The organism is Vibrio sp. V10_P2A27P122 (assembly GCF_963874335.1).
Taxonomy (GTDB): domain Bacteria; phylum Pseudomonadota; class Gammaproteobacteria; order Enterobacterales; family Vibrionaceae; genus Vibrio; species Vibrio anguillarum.
This window is the reverse complement of record NZ_CAWNHY010000310.1, coordinates 30,120-47,254: the sequence shown is the minus strand read 5'-3', so window position 1 is coordinate 47,254 and position 17,135 is coordinate 30,120. Positions and strand designations below refer to the sequence as shown.

General features: G+C 46.1%; 17 protein-coding genes and 1 other RNA gene. 14 read left to right on the top strand and 4 right to left on the bottom strand.

Annotation, left to right across the window (positions count from 1 at the left end; all coding sequences use genetic code 11):
* The 5 genes from petA to sspB all read left to right on the top strand — a co-directional run.
* The coding region (petA, locus tag AACQ17_RS17400) for a ubiquinol-cytochrome c reductase iron-sulfur subunit (protein WP_240507715.1) at positions 1-543 on the top strand (543 nt) is incomplete at its 5' end.
* Positions 543-1,808, top strand: coding sequence for a cytochrome b (locus AACQ17_RS17395; protein WP_094147963.1), 1,266 nt, complete (start codon positions 543-545; stop codon positions 1,806-1,808). The genes petA and AACQ17_RS17395, both read left to right, overlap by 1 nt.
* Positions 1,805-2,542, top strand: coding sequence for a cytochrome c1 (locus tag AACQ17_RS17390; protein WP_017046506.1), 738 nt, complete (start codon positions 1,805-1,807; stop codon positions 2,540-2,542). Before AACQ17_RS17395 ends, AACQ17_RS17390 begins: the two co-directional genes overlap by 4 nt.
* 97 nt (positions 2,543-2,639) lie before the next feature.
* On the top strand, positions 2,640-3,275 hold the full coding sequence (gene sspA / locus AACQ17_RS17385; RefSeq protein WP_026027272.1) for a stringent starvation protein SspA: 636 nt from the start codon (positions 2,640-2,642) through the stop codon (positions 3,273-3,275).
* Positions 3,276-3,284: 9 nt separating this feature from the next.
* The gene (gene sspB, locus AACQ17_RS17380) at positions 3,285-3,764 is read left to right on the top strand and encodes a ClpXP protease specificity-enhancing factor (RefSeq protein ID WP_026027949.1); all 480 of its coding nucleotides are present in this window, start codon (positions 3,285-3,287) and stop codon (positions 3,762-3,764) included.
* 85 nt (positions 3,765-3,849) lie between these two features.
* Here sspB and AACQ17_RS17375 read toward each other — a convergent pair whose 3' ends face one another.
* From AACQ17_RS17375 to AACQ17_RS17360, 4 genes are read right to left on the bottom strand one after another with little or no spacing between them, the layout of a single operon-like run.
* Positions 3,850-4,419, bottom strand: a complete 570-nt coding sequence (locus tag AACQ17_RS17375; RefSeq protein WP_017042658.1) for a BON domain-containing protein — start codon at positions 4,417-4,419, stop codon at positions 3,850-3,852.
* Positions 4,420-4,422: 3 nt separating this feature from the next.
* Positions 4,423-5,013 carry a phosphoheptose isomerase gene (locus AACQ17_RS17370; protein WP_010318025.1) on the bottom strand — a complete coding sequence of 197 codons (591 nt, stop codon included), beginning with the start codon at positions 5,011-5,013 and terminating at the stop codon, positions 4,423-4,425.
* A 3-nt stretch (positions 5,014-5,016) separates the two neighbouring features.
* On the bottom strand, positions 5,017-5,385 hold the full coding sequence (locus tag AACQ17_RS17365) for a YraN family protein (RefSeq protein WP_017046509.1): 369 nt from the start codon (positions 5,383-5,385) through the stop codon (positions 5,017-5,019).
* Positions 5,372-7,177, bottom strand: coding sequence for a penicillin-binding protein activator (locus tag AACQ17_RS17360; protein WP_094147964.1), 1,806 nt, complete (start codon positions 7,175-7,177; stop codon positions 5,372-5,374). Before AACQ17_RS17360 ends, AACQ17_RS17365 begins: the two co-directional genes overlap by 14 nt.
* Before the next feature lie 69 nt (positions 7,178-7,246).
* Between AACQ17_RS17360 and rsmI the strand changes: the two genes are divergently transcribed.
* From rsmI to murD, 9 genes are all read left to right on the top strand, one after another.
* On the top strand, positions 7,247-8,113 hold the full coding sequence (gene rsmI / locus AACQ17_RS17355) for a 16S rRNA (cytidine(1402)-2'-O)-methyltransferase (RefSeq protein WP_094147962.1): 867 nt from the start codon (positions 7,247-7,249) through the stop codon (positions 8,111-8,113).
* Positions 8,114-8,232: 119 nt separating this feature from the next.
* Positions 8,233-8,636: RNase P RNA component class A (rnpB, locus tag AACQ17_RS17350), an RNA gene on the top strand.
* A 200-nt stretch (positions 8,637-8,836) separates the two neighbouring features.
* The gene (gene rsmH / locus AACQ17_RS17345) at positions 8,837-9,787 is read left to right on the top strand and encodes a 16S rRNA (cytosine(1402)-N(4))-methyltransferase RsmH (protein WP_094147961.1); all 951 of its coding nucleotides are present in this window, start codon (positions 8,837-8,839) and stop codon (positions 9,785-9,787) included.
* Positions 9,788-9,790: 3 nt separating this feature from the next.
* A complete protein-coding gene (ftsL, locus tag AACQ17_RS17340) occupies positions 9,791-10,108 on the top strand; it encodes a cell division protein FtsL (protein WP_010318013.1) in 318 nt (105 codons plus the stop codon).
* Positions 10,105-11,835, top strand: coding sequence for a penicillin-binding transpeptidase domain-containing protein (locus AACQ17_RS17335; protein WP_094147960.1), 1,731 nt, complete (start codon positions 10,105-10,107; stop codon positions 11,833-11,835). Before ftsL ends, AACQ17_RS17335 begins: the two co-directional genes overlap by 4 nt.
* A gap of 16 nt (positions 11,836-11,851) precedes the next feature.
* Positions 11,852-13,339 (top strand): UDP-N-acetylmuramoyl-L-alanyl-D-glutamate--2,6-diaminopimelate ligase, encoded by a 1,488-nt coding sequence (murE, locus tag AACQ17_RS17330; protein WP_094147959.1) that lies wholly within the window; start codon positions 11,852-11,854, stop codon positions 13,337-13,339.
* A complete protein-coding gene (locus AACQ17_RS17325) occupies positions 13,336-14,694 on the top strand; it encodes a UDP-N-acetylmuramoyl-tripeptide--D-alanyl-D-alanine ligase (protein WP_094147958.1) in 1,359 nt (452 codons plus the stop codon). The genes murE and AACQ17_RS17325 overlap by 4 nt, the downstream gene beginning before the upstream one ends.
* Positions 14,691-15,773, top strand: a complete 1,083-nt coding sequence (gene mraY, locus AACQ17_RS17320; protein WP_094147957.1) for a phospho-N-acetylmuramoyl-pentapeptide-transferase — start codon at positions 14,691-14,693, stop codon at positions 15,771-15,773. Before AACQ17_RS17325 ends, mraY begins: the two co-directional genes overlap by 4 nt.
* A gap of 15 nt (positions 15,774-15,788) precedes the next feature.
* On the top strand, positions 15,789-17,126 hold the full coding sequence (gene murD / locus AACQ17_RS17315; RefSeq protein ID WP_094147956.1) for a UDP-N-acetylmuramoyl-L-alanine--D-glutamate ligase: 1,338 nt from the start codon (positions 15,789-15,791) through the stop codon (positions 17,124-17,126).
* Positions 17,127-17,135 lie beyond the last annotated feature (9 nt).

Sequence of the window (17,135 nt, the reverse complement as noted above, 5' to 3'; positions counted from 1 at the left end):
GCCGTTGTCGGAGGGTTAGGAGCCGCTGCTGTCGCCGTTCCTTTTATTAAATCTTGGAACCCAAGTGCCAAAGCCAAAGCGGCTGGAGCCCCCGTTGAAGTTGAAATCGGTAAACTTGAAGAGGGGCAAATGGTTCGTGTTGAGTGGCGAGGAAAACCTGTTTGGGTTGTTCGTCGTTCTCAATCAGTGGTCGATGGGCTAAAAGATATCGAAAACCAACTTCGAGATCCTCAATCGGATGAGCAGCAGCAGCCTAATTATGCGCAAAATGCTTATCGATCGATTAAACCTGAATATTTCGTTGCTGTGGGTATTTGTACTCACCTTGGCTGTTCACCTACTTATTTGCCTGATTCTTTTAGTGAACAAGTTCAAGGGGTTAAATCTGGTTTTTTCTGTCCTTGCCATGGTTCGAAATTTGATATGGCGGGTCGAGTTTTTCAAGGTGTTCCGGCACCACTAAACTTGGTTATCCCTCAATATATGTATCTTAGCGATACTCGTATTGTCATAGGATTAGATGAGACCGGGGAGGCTGCATAATGCAAGTTTTACTTGATTGGGTAGAAAAGCGTTTACCTGCAATGAACGCTTACAAAAAACACCTATCTGAATATCCAATGCCGAAAAACTTTAACTTTTGGTATTTGTTTGGATCGTTAGCTATGTTGGTTCTTGTTAACCAACTGCTCACTGGCGTGTGGCTAACCATGAACTATGTGCCATCAGGTGAAGGGGCTTTTGCATCTGTTGAATACATCATGCGTGATGTTGAGTATGGTTGGTTACTGCGCTATATGCACTCCACTGGCGCTTCAGCTTTCTTTGTGGTGATTTATCTACATATGTTCCGTGGCTTAATTTACGGTTCCTATCAAAAGCCTCGTGAGCTGCTATGGCTATTTGGTATGCTGATCTTCTTAGTGTTGATGGCCGAAGCCTTTATGGGATATTTGCTACCATGGGGACAAATGTCCTACTGGGGAGCGCAAGTTATTATCTCTTTGTTCGGTGCAATCCCCGTTATCGGTGATGATTTAACTCTATGGATACGTGGTGACTACGTTATTTCAGGTGCCACTCTGAACCGTTTCTTTGCACTGCATGTAATTGCTTTACCTATTGTTTTATTGTTGCTAATTGTTCTCCATATATTAGCACTGCATGAAGTCGGTTCTAATAACCCTGACGGTATCGAAACCAAAGTACCAAAAGGGGAGATGGGCGATGATTATAAAACGCAGTTTAAATTTCATGACTACTACACCAAGAAATACGACATCATTGATTCGATTCCATTCCATCCTTACGGGACAGTGAAAGATCTTATTGGTGTAGCTGGTTTCTTAATCCTGTTCTGTTATGTGTTGTTCTTTAACCCAGAGATGGGTGGTTACTTCCTTGAGCCGCCTAACTTTGAAGCGGCAAACCCACTAAAAACACCAGCACACATCGCACCTGTTTGGTATTTCACGCCTTTCTATGCAATTTTACGTGCCGTTCCTGATAAGTTAATTGGTGTGGCTGCGATGGGTGCATCGATTGTGGTGTTGTTCTTATTGCCATGGCTGGATCGTTGTAAGGTTCGTTCTTACCGTTATCGTAGTAAGTTCCACTTAATCAATATTATTCAGTTCACTATCTGCTTTATTGCGTTAGGTGTTTTAGGTGCGTTACCTGCGACAGCCACTTACACAATGCTTGCACGTATATTTAGCGTTGGTTACTTCATGTTCTTTGTTTTGTTGTTCTTCTACAGCAAAAATGAAGCAACGAAACCATTACCAGAGAGGGTGACATTTAAATGAAAAAGTGGATTGTAATTTTGTTTGCAATGCTGCCATCTCTTGCTTTGGCAGCTGGCGCAAATGTACATTTAGATAAAGCAAATAATGATTTAACAGATCAAGCATCACTGCAGCATGGTGCAAAGCTATTCATGAACTACTGTTTTGGTTGCCACTCAACTCAGTACCAGCGTTATGAGCGTGTAGCGAATGATTTGAATATTCCCTCGGATTTGATGAAAGAGAATTTGATCTTTGATCCGAATGCCAAAATTGGTCAACTGATGGAGAATGCGATTCCAGATAAGTCGGCAGCGAAATGGTTTGGTGCACCGCCACCAGATTTAACGCTTGTGGCTCGTGTTCGAGGAACAGATTGGTTGTATACTTACCTTCGCTCATTTTATGCCGATCCTAGCCGGCCCTTTGGCGTAAACAACATCGTATTCCCAAGTGTCGGTATGCCCCATGTGCTTGAAGAGCTACAAGGGATCCCACAACCAGTTTATGGTACTCATCTTGTCAATGGCGAGGAAGTCAAGGCTGTTATTGGTGCCGAGTCTGATGGAACGGGTGAGCTGAGCCAAAGTGAGTATGATCAAGCGGTCCGTGACATTGTTAACTTCCTTGAATATTCAGCAGAACCAGTCAAGCTTGAACGTCAAACTTTAGGTTGGTGGGTAATGGCATTCCTTGTGCTATTTACTATCGTGGTCGTTCTATTGAAGAAAGAATATTGGCGTGATGTGCATTAATTGTGCTACCATGCGGCGTTAATTTCTAATTTTTAGAATCTTCAATGGAGGCTTGGCCTCCATTGTTTTTATATCTGTAAGTGTGCTGGAGGGCTCCATGGCTGTAGCTGCCAATAAACGTTCTGTGATGACGCTATTTTCGAGTGCATCTGATATGTATAGTCATCAGGTACGTATTGTTCTAGCGGAAAAAGGTGTCAGTGTTGAAGTAGAATTAGTTGATGAAACCAATCTGCCAGCTGACCTTATTGAGCTAAACCCATATAAGACAGTACCAACGTTAGTTGATCGTGAGCTTGCTCTTTATGACTCAAAGATCATCATGGAATACCTAGATGAGCGTTTCCCTCATCCACCGCTGATGCCTGTTTATCCTGTGGCTCGTGGTAATAGCCGTTTGATGATTTACCGTATTGAGAAAAACTGGTACTCACTGGCTGAGAAAGTCGTGAAGGGCAATGCGGAAGAGTCAGAAGCTGCTCGTAATAAATTACGCAATGATCTGCTTACTCTTGGTCCTGTGTTCGCGGAATACGAATATTTCATGAGTGAAGAGTTTAGCCTCATTGACTGCTATTTAGCTCCATTACTATGGCGCTTACCTATTTTGGGTATTGATCTGATTGGTCCTGGCTCTAAAGAGCTTAAAGTATATATGAATCGTGTTTTTGAGCGTGATTCATTCTTGGCTTCTTTAACAGAAGCTGAACGTGAGATGCGTTTAGTTCGTTAAGGCAGTTTGATGGATATCTCTCAAATGACTCCTCGCCGACCTTATATGCTTAGAGCATTTTATGATTGGCTATTAGAAAATGAATTGACTCCTCATGTTGTTGTGGATGCCACTCTTACGGGTGTACGAGTGCCGATGGAGTTTGTGCAAGATGGACAAATTATCCTTAATCTTGCCCCAAGAGCGATAGGTAACCTTGAGCTTGGCAATGAAGCGATTACGTTCAATGCTCGCTTTGGTGGACGTCCTCATTCGGTCATAGTGCCTTTGTACGCAGTGCAAGCTATCTATGCACGTGAAAACGGTGCAGGTACTATGTTTGAACCTGAAGAGGCTTATATCCCTTATCTAGAAGCGGGCATAACAGAGGAATCTGAACAAGAGCCGATGTTAAGCGTTGCTTCTCAAGAAGATGAGGAATTATTAGAGACTCGAGCACAAGAAACCTCTCGGCCGAAGGGAAAACCAAGCTTAAGAGTTATTAAGTAACTCATTTTCACACATTAAGCAGTCATGATCGAAAAAGCAGCGATATTCGCTGCTTTTTTTCTAAAAAAACAAAGGATAACCGAGGTTATTCGCTGTATTGAAATGCCTTAATCACCTGTTTTACGCCTGATATGTTTCGGGCAATATCACTGGCTAGATTAGCCTGTTCTGCCGAGACATAGCCAAGTAAAAATACTTCTCTATTTTCTGTGATTACTTTGATTTTGATTGTGTTCAGTTCAGAATTGGCCAACAGCGCTGATTTTACTTTAGTCGTAATCCAACTGTCGTTACTGATTTCACCAATTGATAAAGGCGCTTTTATTCTGACTTGATTATGAATGGTTTTGACCCCTTTTGTCTCACGTGCTTTATTTTCAAACTCATTGAGTAATCCGGAGTTTTCAGCTTGTCCCATCAATACGACAATCCCTTGATAAGAACTGGCCGTAATGCGAGTTTTTCCGTTAAAGGGGGCTTTATTGGCGATACCTGCTACTTCAAATTCGATGTTATTATCATTCCAAATTTCTTGAGTGGTTCGAGGGTCTGTTACTAGACTCGCTGTTGTCGCCGCGCCAGCAAGGATAACTCCTGCACAACCTGATACAGCAAAGCTCAACAGTAGAATGAGTGAAAGTTTTAATCTATTCATTGTCTATTCTTCATGAGAAGGGAAAAGGACTTGATCAATCAAGTCACATAAGCAGTGTAGGGTGACCATATGAACTTCATGGATTCGAGCCGTCCGCTGCGAGGGGATGCGGATCTCCACATCATTTTCACCTAGAAGACCAGCCATTTCTCCACCGTCTTTGCCTGTGAGAGCGATAATCGTCATATCACGAGTCACAGCCGCTTCCATCGCTTTAATGATGTTTTTGCTGTTACCACTGGTTGAAATAGCCAACAAAACATCACCAGGTTGACCAAATGCACGTACCTGTTTAGAGAATATTTCTTGGTAGTGATAGTCGTTAGCAACTGCGGTTAACGTGGTATTGTCTGCGGTTAATGCAATGGCGGGTAAACTCGGACGTTCAGTTTCAAAACGGTTCAGTAAGCAAGAAGAAAAAAGCTGGGCATTGGCCGAGGAGCCACCATTACCACAACAGAGAATTTTATGACCGTTAAGTAGCGTTGCCACCATGGCTTGTGCAGCATGCGTGATCGCATGGGGTAGTGCTTCAGCAGCCGCAATTTGAATTTGGATGCTTTCGGTAAAACTGTCTTTAATGCTGTCGAGCATCGTTTATCCTTGAGTTATTGCGTTTTTAATCCACTCAATGTGGTGCACATCTTGGTGGATGGCGATCACATCGAAACGAAAATCGGTGTCATAGGGCGATAGGCCATGTTTCAGTAGCCATAAATTCGCGGTTTTCATCAACTTTGCCATTTTTGCGGTAGTAACCATTTCTGCGGCATGCCCATGACATTGGTTTTTTCTGTATTTAACCTCTACGAACACTAAGGTGTTTTTATCTCGCATAATGAGGTCGATTTCACCGACTTTGGTATTGAAGTTTTGTTCAATAAAAGCCAAACCACAACCTAATAAATAGTGTTTGGCTGCGGTTTCATACTGTTGACCAACTGCGCGGCGACTAAAGAGCGCCATGCACCGCCCAACTGATCTCTCTCTGTACCACGCATTGCTCATCAATACTTAATGTGCCTGTTTTGCCATCGATACTATACCCCTCGACGACTTTCATTTGTGGCAACTCAATCATTAACTGATAAGCATCCATACCTAATGCTTGTAAGCGCCGCTCGCTATTGGAGTTCTTTGGCCACAATTGGTTCATTTCATTATCCAGCATTGAATTGGGATGAATGAGTAATGGAATATCGCTATAAGTTACACCAGAGAGGTCTTCATACTGTGTGTTACCACTGTTACTACGAGAGTTTGAAAACAGTTTGGGTGGCTTAGTGTCAGGGTTAATTGCGACCTCGATAAAGGGTTTAATTAAAGTCAATTCTGCGCTGTTAGCCACGATATAAACCGAATCGATATCACGACGACTGCGGGGCAGGCTTTGTAAATCAATACCCATCAACGCATCCATTTGCGCGATATTTTGTTGGCTATCTTGCAGACCAAATACTGAGTTAATGTTGCGTTGCAATTGACGCTTATCACCAAATAGGTTCACCGATACTTTATTCTTGCTGTATTTTTGCCATTCTGCGTTAAACGCTTCTACTACACGCTGGCCGTAATTACCTTGAGGAGCGAGTATTAAAGGGTACTGATAGCCTTGGCTAAACAGATACTTAGCGGCTTGTTCAACCTCTTGCTCTGGCGAAAGTGCAAGATAGCAAGTGTTGGGGTGATCTTCAATTTGGTCTGGAATATTCAACGCCAGCGTAGGGATAGAAGCTAAGCGTGCTTGTTGAAGCTTATGTAGATTCTCGATGTTCTCTTTGATGAGTGGCCCAACAATGAAATCAATGTTTTTTTCAATCAGTTGCTTGTCTATGAGCGCGGCGTCTTCGGCATTGGTATCAATCACAGTCAAGGTAGCATTGAGGTCACGGTTACGGTCATTCATCATCGCCATGATAAAGCCATCACGGATCAGTTGAGCTTGCGTGGCAAATTTTCCGGAAAGAGGAAGTAACAACGCGGTGTTAGTGGGTTTGATGATTTCCAGCGCTAAAATATCTTGTATCGCTTTAGGTGTATAACGAGCCGCTGGGTGATTGCTGTTTTCCGCAAGCCATTTTTCGAGCGTATTCTTCAACTGCGGAATATTACTATTGAGCGTTTTCATATATACAGCCAGTTGTAGCCAGCCATCGAGCACGTTTTCGTTAGGCTCTGGATTTAATTGGGTAATTTGACGCTCGCTATAGTGATTGAAATTGAGCCAAATTTGATCAGCAATCGCCTCTTGCTCGGCATCATCAACGTAAGTGCTTAATGCAATAAGCTCCCTATTTGAATCAAAAGGGCGGCTGAGCGCGGTAAAAATATCGGCGCGCATTTGATGGTATTGAGCCCATGTTTCAGGGCTTAGCTTCCACCAAGCCTGAAAATTAAGCTGAGAGAGCGCTTGTGAAAACTGTTCCGCATTACTCAACAACTGCGCCTTAGCCATTTGCCATTCAGCTTGTTGCGCTTCAGAGAGCGACTGTTTGGCTAAGCGCATAATCAACAGTTGCGCTTGTTCGCTGTTGTTTTCGTTAATGGCGGCTTTAAGAGCCATGATCAACCAATCATTTTGCAGCGAACCTTGGCTACTATCTGCTTGCATCAAGTAAGTTTGCGCTGACTTGATGGGATCTTGCGTAATATCGACTGAGGTGGGCGTCGACGGTGAAGACGAACACGCCGCCAAAGCCATTGCTAATGCAACGGGCGTGAATAAGCGTGGTACACTGAGTCTCGGATGGTTCTTCATAGCCATGAGTTCTTTCGTTATTCCGTGTAAAATTGTCTCTATATTAATCGTTGAAGTGATGGTAAACAAATGACAGATAGCAAAACCTTGCCAGCAGAGATCCCAACTCTCTACATTGTTCCTACGCCAATTGGCAATTTGGGTGATATTACCCAGCGAGCCATTGAAGTACTCTCAAGTGTTGATGTTATCGCTGCGGAAGATACACGCCATACTGGCAGACTTCTCGCTCACTTCAATATCCAGACTAAAACCTTTGCCTTGCATGATCACAACGAACAGCAAAAAGCACAAGTGTTAGTCGATAAATTATTATCAGGGCAATCTATTGCGTTGGTTTCTGATGCAGGAACGCCACTGATCAGTGATCCAGGGTACCATCTTGTCAATCAGTGTCGTCAAGCTGGTGTTAGAGTTGTGCCACTTCCGGGCGCCTGTGCTGTGATTACTGCGCTCAGTGCATCAGGCTTGCCTTCTGATCGTTTCAGTTTTGAAGGTTTTTTGCCGCCGAAAAGCAAAGGGCGTAAAGATAAATTCCTAGAGATCGCTAAGGCTGAACGCACCTGTATTTTTTATGAGTCACCACACCGAATTAGCGAATCACTGCAAGATATGTTAGCTATCTTAGGGCCAGATCGTAACGTGGTGCTAGCCCGCGAGCTCACCAAAACCTTCGAGACGATTCAAGGTTTGCCGTTAGGCGAACTGATTAATTGGATTAATGAAGATGAGAACCGCAAGCGTGGTGAAATGGTGTTACTGATCCATGGTTACAGAGAAAGCGTGGACGATAGCTTGTCGGACGAAGCGTTGCGCAGTTTAGCGATTTTGACAAAAGAGCTGCCTCTGAAAAAAGCGGCCGCATTGGCGGCTGAAATTTATAACCTTAAGAAAAATGCTCTTTATAAGTGGGGGCTTGAAAACCTATCTGCTTAATTAGCCAGCGGCATCTTGATGTTTTAAATCGATGGATAATTAAACGCTTAAGCGTGAATTAAACACAGAAGTTGTTTGAGCCTAGACAGTACCTATCTTTCTCTATACAATCCGCCCTCGGAGTTGACTGGGTAGTCGCTGCTTCATTGATGTCCTTTAGCCTTGTGCTGAGGAGACTGATGGAGGGGAGGAAAGTCCGGGCTCCACAGAGCAGGGTGCCAGGTAACGCCTGGGGGGCGAAAGCCTACGACAAGTGCAGCAGAGAGAAGACCGCCGATGGCCCAATTTCTTCGGAATGGGCACAGGTAAGGGTGAAAGGGTGCGGTAAGAGCGCACCGTGCGTCTGGCAACAGTTCGTAGCAAGGTAAACTCCACCCGGAGCAAGACCAAATAGGCTTCCACATTGCGTTGCTCGCGTAAGGAAGCGGGTAGGTTGCTTGAGCCAGTGAGTGATTGCTGGCCTAGACGAATGGCTACTGCCGCGCAAGCGGAACAGAACCCGGCTTATACGTCAACTCCACCTATTGCAGACCCATCATAACTCTTGCGGTTATGATGGGTTTTTTGCTTTTTATTGACGAAAATTATTTCGTAAGCACTAAACTTAGCGCAATATCACGTGATGCCAACGTCAAGTGGTAGCGATGCGGCGTTAAATCAGTAAACTGAATACTTGCGCCGTAGCCGATTGCTATATTTCAGCTTTAGCCCGATGAGAAAACGATGACTGAACCTTTTCAACACATTTCTGTACTACTGAATGAATCCATTGATGGCCTTGCTATCAAACCAGGCGGTATTTATATCGACGGCACGTTTGGCCGTGGTGGTCATAGTCGTACAATTCTCTCTAAGTTGGGTGACAATGGTCGTCTGTACAGCATAGATCGCGATCCACAAGCGATTGCTGAAGCTGGAAAAATTAACGACCCGCGTTTTACTATCATTCATGGCCCATTTTCTGGCATGGCACAATACGCTGAGCGCTACGATCTGGTCGGGAAAGTGGATGGAGTACTACTTGATTTAGGCGTTTCCTCGCCGCAGTTGGACGATGCCGAGCGCGGTTTTAGTTTCATGAAAGATGGCCCGCTTGATATGCGTATGGACCCGACGTCAGGGATCCCTGTCTCGCAGTGGCTTGCGCAAGCCGATTTGGACGACATTACTTGGGTGATTCGTGAATTTGGTGAAGACAAGCACGCGCGCCGTATTGCCAAAGCGATTGTCGCTTACCGTGAAGACGATGAAAAAGAGCCTCTGACGCGTACCAGTCAATTGGCCAAACTGATTTCAGAAGCTGCGCCGAAAAGCTTTAAAGAGAAAAAACACCCGGCTACGCGCTCATTTCAAGCATTTCGTATCTATATCAATAGTGAATTAGAAGAGATCGACACTGCATTAAAAGGCGCAGCTAAGATCTTAGCCCCACAAGGGCGCTTATCGGTGATCAGTTTCCATTCGCTTGAAGATCGCATGGTCAAACGCTTTATTCGTAAAGAGAGTAAAGGCCCAGAGGTTCCACATGGTTTGCCGTTAACAGAAATACAAATTCAGGCATTGGGCTCAGCCAACTTAAAACCAGTTGGGAAAGCGATTATGCCAACTAAAGAAGAAGTGGAACTCAATCCCCGTTCACGCAGCTCAGTATTACGAGTTGCTGAAAAACTGTAGTCCATGTCTAAGTCGCCGCCTAACTTAACCAAACTGATTGCACTTGACCTGTTTACGGTGGGTCGAGTGCCGCTTATTTTGTTAATGTTAATTTTTGCCAGTGCGATGGGAGTGGTGTTTATTACCCACCATTCTAGGCAGGCGATTTCAGAAAAAGATCAAACTTTAGTTGAGCGCGAGCGGCTCGATAATGAATGGCGTAACCTCATTCTTGAGGAAACGGCCCTCGCAGAACATAGCCGCGTGCAGAATCTTGCCAAACAAGAGCTGGAAATGAAGCGACCTGATTCTGATAAAGAAGTGGTGATTACGCTCAAATGAAAAAAAACAAAGACAAAGCCCAAGCGGCACCTCGTCAAGAAAAAGCGACATCTCCTATTTTGATCCGTTGGCGATTCTATCTCATCCTCTTTTTTGTATTCGTTACTTTCGCTTTATTGGTTGGGCGCGTTGCCTTTATCCAAATTATCGAACCGGATAATTTGATCCGCGAAGGGGATATGCGCTCTGTCCGAGCCAAAACCTTGCCATCGGCACGCGGAATCATTTCAGATCGTAATGGTGAACCTCTCGCAGTCAGTGTTCCTGTCGATGCAGTATGGGCTGATCCTGTGGCTATTTTTAAAGCCGGCGGCTTAGTTGAACGTGAACGTTGGTACGCACTGGCTGATGTGTTAGGCATTAAGCGCAGTGAGCTGCTGAAAAAAATTGAAGAGAACCAAACCCGCCGTTTTATCTATTTGCAGCGTCAAGTGAGCCCTGCAATGGCCAATTATATTCGCGAACTTAAATTAGCGGGTGTGGGGCTCAAGGCCGAATCTCGCCGTTACTATCCAGCTGGTGAGGCGAGTGCGCACTTAATTGGTGTGACGGGCATCGATGGCCACGGTTTAGAAGGGGTTGAGCGCAGCTATGATAAATGGCTGACGGGGGAAGCTGGCAAACAGGTGATCCGCAAAGATCGGTATGGCCGAGTGGTGGAAAATATCTCGCTTGAAGAGCGTGAAGAGGGCAAGCCGCTGGCGTTGACCATTGACCAACGTTTGCAAGCGATCGCCTTTCGTGCGGTCAAGCAAGCTGTAGCGGACTATCGTGCCACTTCGGCATCGGCCATTTTGCTCGACGTGAAAACGGGTGCAGTATTAGCGATGGTTAACGCCCCTTCATACAACCCCAATAACCGTTCCGATTGGCAAAGTTTTAAAATGCGTAACCGCGTGATCACGGACGCCTTTGAACCGGGCTCAACTGTTAAACCTTTTGTAGTATTGGCCGCGCTTGAAAATGGCGTTGCAAATGACAAAACGGTGATAGATACAGGGAATGGCATCATGCAAATCGGCGGCAGTCGAGTGCGTGATACCTCAAAAGTCGGCAAAGCCGATTTAACCTTAATTCTGAAAAAATCGAGTAACATCGGAGTGGCTAAGCTGGCGCTTGAAATGCCTCTCGAAGCCTTATTAGGTATGTATACCTCTGTAGGGCTTGGTGAAATGTCCGGTTTAAACCTCGTCGGTGAGACTTTGGGTATTTTCCCGAATCGCCGCCGTTGGTCACCGTTTGAAATTGCCACCTTGGCATTTGGCTATGGTTTGTCAATTACCCCCATTCAGTTGGCTCATGCTTATGCCACTTTAGGCAATTTAGGTCAGTACCAACCAATCCATATTATTGACAGCAACCAGCAAGATTTATCACGCCAAGTGGTTGATAAAACTAATGCTAAGAAAGTGTTGGAAATGTTAGAAACCGTTACCCAACCCGGTGGCACAGCAACTCAAGCCGCGGTTCCGGGCTATCGTATTGCGGCCAAGTCAGGCACTTCGCGCAAAGCGATTGCCGGCGGTTATGGTGATGAATATTTTGCTTACACGGCAGGAGTGGCTCCAGTGAGCGACCCTCGAGTCTCGTTAGTGGTGATGGTGAATGAACCTCAAGGTGACTTATATTATGGCGGCTCCGTTGCCGGCCCTGTCTTTGCCGAAATAATGAAAGGAGCGTTGCAGATCCTCAATGTCGCTCCTGATGAAAATCGATTCCAAAAATAATTAAGAGAGAAGCACAATGACGCCGAGTATGTGTTTACAAGATCTCATCGCCCCTTGGCTTGACCTCGATGGCCATTCTATTTCAACGTTGTCGGTGACTCGTTTAGTGCTCGATAGCCGTAAAATATCACCCAATGATACCTTTATTGCAGTGGTCGGCCATGCCATCGACGGAAGGCAGTTTATTGATAACGCCACTCAAGCTGGGACGAATCTGGTATTGGCTCAAGCGTGTGGGCAGCATCCGCATGGCAGTATGACTACCGTCAATGGCGTGTTAGTGATTTACCTTGCTGATCTAAACCAACATCTATCTCAACTGGCATCGCGGCTTTATCGTTCGAAGACCAACACGTTGATTGGGGTTACGGGAACCAACGGTAAAACCACCATTACTCAATTAATTGCGCAGTGGATTGACTTGTTGGGCGAGAAAGCGGCGGTGCTGGGTACGACGGGGAATGGTTTTCTTAACCATTTGCAGCCTGCCGCCAATACCACAGGTAATGCCATTGAGGTCCAAGAAACACTCTATCAATTAGCGCAACAGGGCGCTCGCTATACCGCTCTGGAAGTCTCTTCGCACGGATTAGTTCAAGGGCGAGTTCAAGCATTGAAGTTCGCTGTGGGCGTGTTTTCTAACTTGAGCCGCGATCATCTCGATTATCATGGCACCATGGAAGAGTACGCCAAAGCAAAGCTCTCCTTATTTACCGCTCATCACTGCCAACACGCTGTCATTAATGCCGACGATGCGGTGGGGGCGAGTTGGTTAGCACAGCTGAAAGCACCGATTGCCGTCTCTTTAAAGCAGCAACCGCAATGCGCTAAAGCGCTGTGGGCGAGCTCGGTCTCTTACAGTGATAATGGTATTTCATTAACCTTCGACGGCTACTATGGTCAAGGTGAATTGAGCGTGCCGTTGATTGGCGAATTTAACGCCAGCAATCTTCTACTCGCTTTTGCCACTATGCTGACTTTAGGTTTTGATAAACAAGCCTTGATGACAACGGCTTCTCAACTGCAGCCAGTCTTAGGGCGAATGGAGCTCTTTCAAGCGCCAAATCGTGCGAAGATCGTCGTCGATTATGCACACACGCCTGATGCTTTGGAAAAAGCACTATTAGCACTTCGCGTTCATTGCCAAGGTCAGCTATGGGCGATTTTTGGTTGTGGTGGCGACCGTGATAAAGGCAAACGCCCGATGATGGCCGAAATAGCAGAGCGCTGCGCCGATAAGGTCATTTTGACCGACGATAACCCTCGTAGCGAAAAACCGGCAGACATTGTACAAGATATGGTGGCAGGGCTTGAGTTTGCAAGTCGCGCACACGTTGAACACAATCGTTACGCTGCCGTGCAATACGCCCTGCAACATGCTGATCAGCAAGACATCATTTTATTGGCAGGCAAAGGGCACGAAGATTATCAAGTGATGGCCCATCAAACTATTCACTATTCGGATCGCGAAACGGCGCAAACCTTACTGGAGATAAGTGCATGATAGAAGTCTCTTTACAGCAATTGACGCACGTTTTGCAGGCACAATTGGTTGGTTGTGATGTCACCGTGTCTGAGGTCTCGACCGACACACGTCAAATCAAACCCGGTGCGCTCTTTGTTGCCTTGGTCGGTGATAAATTTGATGCTCATGAGTTTGCTGTACAAGCGGTTGCGTCTGGTGCAAAGGCGTTATTGGTTCAGCGCCCTTTGGCGGTTTCGGTTCCTCAACTGGTGGTTACCGACACCAAACTGGCGTTAGGCCAGCTTGGCGCTTGGGTTCATCAACAGTGTCAAACACCGACCGCTGCGATTACAGGCAGTTGCGGTAAAACCACAGTCAAAGAGATGGTGGCAAATATTTTATCAGCCAAAGGCCGCGTGCTCTTTACTGCTGGCAATTTTAATAATGATATCGGCGTGCCGCTCACTCTGCTTCGCTCTGGTCTTAATGATGCGTATGCGGTGATTGAGTTAGGGGCGAACCATATTGGTGAAATTGCTTATACCACCTCTTTAGTGAAGCCGGATGTCGCATTGGTGAACAATGTTGCCGCGGCGCATCTGGAAGGTTTTGGCTCAATTGAGGGTGTAAAACAGGCGAAAGGTGAAATTTATCAAGGCCTTGCTTCAGGTGCGACAGCCATTATTAATTTAGAAAGCCACGGTGGTGAGCGGTGGAGTGCTATTTTAGCGGACAAAACCGTTAAAACCTTTTCCAGCCGTCAAATGGCAGATTTTTACGCCCGTGGTATTAGGCTTAACGAACAAGGTGAAGCTCAGTTTGAAATGATCACACCCATCGGTCATATTGATATTGGGCTCAATATTGTGGGTGAACATAACGTCTCTAATGCGTTGGCGGCGGCGGCATTAGCCATTGAGTTGGGGGCGAATCTTGAAGAGGTGCAGTACGGACTTGCGCATCTAGCTCAGGTGAAAGGGCGTGTTGATGTCACCCAATTGAGCTCGACTGTGAAACTGATTGATGACAGTTACAATGCCAGTGTTCCAGCGATGAAAGCGGCGGTTGATCTACTTAACACTTTCTCTGCAAGGCGTTGGTTAATTTTAGGTAATATGGCTGAGTTGGGCGATGAAAGCCTTGCACTTCATCGTCAAGTCGGTGAACATGCTGCACCATTCCAGTTTGACTATGTCCTTACTTACGGTCGCGATGCAAAAGTGATCAGTGACCTATGCCATGGCCTCCATTTTGAAAGCCATGCGGACATGATTGCTTATATCGAGCAGCAATTATCACAATTCGATCAAGAGTCTCATACCTTACTTGTCAAAGGTGCAAACAGTGCGGGTATGAGTAAAATTGTGGCTGCTCTCAAGGAGAAATACTCATGATTATTTGGCTCGCGGATCTACTCCAGCCATACTTCTCTTTTTTTCGTCTGTTCGAATATCTCTCATTTCGGGCCATCGTCAGTATTTTAACCGCACTTGCTCTGTCGTTATGGATGGGGCCGCGCTTGATTAAACGTTTGCAACTACTGCAAATTGGTCAAGTAGTGCGGAACGACGGTCCAGAATCACATTTTAGTAAGCGCGGTACGCCAACCATGGGCGGAGTGATGATCCTCGCCTCTATCATTATTACCGTACTGCTGTGGACTGATCTCTCAAACCCTTACGTGTGGGCTGTACTCGCGGTGCTGCTTGGTTATGGCGTCGTCGGTTTTGTGGATGATTATCGCAAAGTGGTGCGTAAAAACAGTGATGGATTGATCGCACGCTGGAAATACTTTTGGCAGTCGGCCATTGCGTTGATAGTGGCGTTTGCTCTCTATGTACATGGCAACGATACCGCAGCTACTCAGCTTGTGGTGCCTTTCTTTAAAGATGTGATGCCGCAACTGGGCTTGCTCTACATTGTGCTGACCTATTTTGTCATCGTCGGAACCAGTAACGCGGTGAACTTAACCGATGGTCTGGACGGTTTAGCCATCATGCCGACGGTTTTGGTTGCTGCCGGTTTTGCTGTGATTGCATGGGCAACTGGGAACGTCAATTTCGCCAGTTATCTGCATATTCCTTATGTTCCTTATGCCTCAGAGCTAGTGGTGGTGTGTACTGCAATTGTGGGGGCCGGTTTAGGTTTTCTGTGGTTCAACACTTATCCTGCGCAAGTCTTTATGGGCGATGTGGGTTCACTCGCTTTAGGCGGTGCACTCGGTACAATTGCGGTGTTGGTTCGTCAAGAGTTTGTGTTAGTGATCATGGGCGGCGTGTTTGTGATGGAAACCTTGTCGGTGATTTTACAAGTCGGTTCCTACAAATTGCGTGGTCAACGTATTTTCCGGATGGCCCCTATCCATCACCACTATGAATTGAAAGGTTGGCCAGAACCACGCGTGATCGTCCGTTTTTGGATTATCTCAATTGTGTTGGTGTTAGTGGGTTTGGCTACACTAAAAGTGCGCTAGTGATAGAGCAAAACGGTGTTGAATGGAATGAAGATGGATCGTTGGCAAACTGTTAATAATGTGGTGGTCGTGGGGCTGGGTATGACGGGCCTCTCGGTGGTTAACTACCTTTTGAGCCTAGATCGCTCGCTCACGATTAAGGTGATCGACACACGGGAAAACCCGCCAGGTCGAGAGCATTTAAGCTCGCAAGTTGAGCTACATTGTGGCGGCTGGAACAAAGCTTGGTTATTTGACGCAGACCTGATTGTGACTAATCCAGGCATTGCTTTAGCTACGCCAGAGATTCAACAGGCGTTAGCACGACATATTCCCGTGGTGGGCGATATTGAGCTCTTTGCTTGGCAGGTGGATAAGCCTGTTATCGCTATCACAGGAGCCAACGGCAAGAGCACAGTGACGGATTTAACCGGAGTACTTGCTAAAGCTGCTGGGGTTAAGGTTGCCGTTGGCGGCAATATTGGTGTGCCTGCTTTAGATCTACTTCAGCAAGAGGCCGATCTTTATGTGCTGGAGCTCTCAAGCTTCCAGCTAGAAACGACCTCAAGTTTAAAACTCGTCTCTGCTGCCTTTCTCAATCTGACTGAAGATCATATGGATCGCTACGATGGTATGGAATCGTATCGCCAAGCTAAATTGCGCATTTTTAAGTATGCGCAAGCGGCGGTCGTGAACGCCGATGATAGCCAGACGGAACCTCCCTCATTTTCAGGTCACATCGCACGTTTTTCCGTTGAACATGACGCGGACTATTGCACGCAAATGATTGATGGCAAATCGTTCTTAGTGGCGAAAGGCACGCCATTGTTGGCAAGCGAGGAACTCAGCTTAGTGGGACGACACAATAGTGCCAACGTGCTCACTGTGCTCGCACTGCTCGATTTGGCGGGTGTTGATTACTCATCTGCGCTTGATGCATTGAAATCTTACCGCGGGCTGACACATCGTTGTCAGGTTGTTGCTGATAATCACGGCGTAAAATGGGTCAATGACTCGAAAGCGACCAATGTCGCAAGCACTCAAGCGGCGTTGTCGGGGTTAAATTGCCAAGGGACTTTGTATCTGCTTGTGGGGGGCGTTGGCAAGGGCGCTGATTTCTCGCCATTAGCACCGATACTAAAAACATTGAACGTAAAACTGTGCTGTTTTGGCGTTGACGGTGGGCAATTCATGCCACTGCATCCATCGGCTCAGTTTTATTCATCGATGGAAGAGATTATCGTATCGATCAAACCGCAGCTGCGTCGTGGTGATATGGTGATGCTTTCGCCTGCTTGTGCCAGTTTTGATCAGTTTAAAAACTTTATGGCCAGAGGTGACGCCTTTGCCGAGCTTGCGCAGCGTTACGCTTAATCAACAGGA

What these genes read in the sequence shown, in the direction of transcription:
- sspB (WP_026027949.1), top strand. Translation starts at nt 3,285, where the DNA reads ATGGATATCTCTCAAATGACTCCTCGCCGACCTTATATGCTTAGAGCA.
- rsmH (WP_094147961.1), top strand. Translation starts at nt 8,837, where the DNA reads ATGACTGAACCTTTTCAACACATTTCTGTACTACTGAATGAATCCATT.
- mraY (WP_094147957.1), top strand. Translation starts at nt 14,691, where the DNA reads ATGATTATTTGGCTCGCGGATCTACTCCAGCCATACTTCTCTTTTTTT.
- AACQ17_RS17375 (WP_017042658.1), bottom strand. Translation starts at nt 4,419, where the DNA reads ATGAATAGATTAAAACTTTCACTCATTCTACTGTTGAGCTTTGCTGTA.
- murE (WP_094147959.1), top strand. Translation starts at nt 11,852, where the DNA reads ATGACGCCGAGTATGTGTTTACAAGATCTCATCGCCCCTTGGCTTGAC.
- AACQ17_RS17335 (WP_094147960.1), top strand. Translation starts at nt 10,105, where the DNA reads ATGAAAAAAAACAAAGACAAAGCCCAAGCGGCACCTCGTCAAGAAAAA.
- AACQ17_RS17395 (WP_094147963.1), top strand. Translation starts at nt 543, where the DNA reads ATGCAAGTTTTACTTGATTGGGTAGAAAAGCGTTTACCTGCAATGAAC.
- rsmI (WP_094147962.1), top strand. Translation starts at nt 7,247, where the DNA reads ATGACAGATAGCAAAACCTTGCCAGCAGAGATCCCAACTCTCTACATT.
- AACQ17_RS17365 (WP_017046509.1), bottom strand. Translation starts at nt 5,385, where the DNA reads ATGGCGCTCTTTAGTCGCCGCGCAGTTGGTCAACAGTATGAAACCGCA.
- AACQ17_RS17360 (WP_094147964.1), bottom strand. Translation starts at nt 7,177, where the DNA reads ATGAAGAACCATCCGAGACTCAGTGTACCACGCTTATTCACGCCCGTT.
- AACQ17_RS17325 (WP_094147958.1), top strand. Translation starts at nt 13,336, where the DNA reads ATGATAGAAGTCTCTTTACAGCAATTGACGCACGTTTTGCAGGCACAA.
- ftsL (WP_010318013.1), top strand. Translation starts at nt 9,791, where the DNA reads ATGTCTAAGTCGCCGCCTAACTTAACCAAACTGATTGCACTTGACCTG.
- sspA (WP_026027272.1), top strand. Translation starts at nt 2,640, where the DNA reads ATGGCTGTAGCTGCCAATAAACGTTCTGTGATGACGCTATTTTCGAGT.
- AACQ17_RS17390 (WP_017046506.1), top strand. Translation starts at nt 1,805, where the DNA reads ATGAAAAAGTGGATTGTAATTTTGTTTGCAATGCTGCCATCTCTTGCT.
- AACQ17_RS17370 (WP_010318025.1), bottom strand. Translation starts at nt 5,013, where the DNA reads ATGCTCGACAGCATTAAAGACAGTTTTACCGAAAGCATCCAAATTCAA.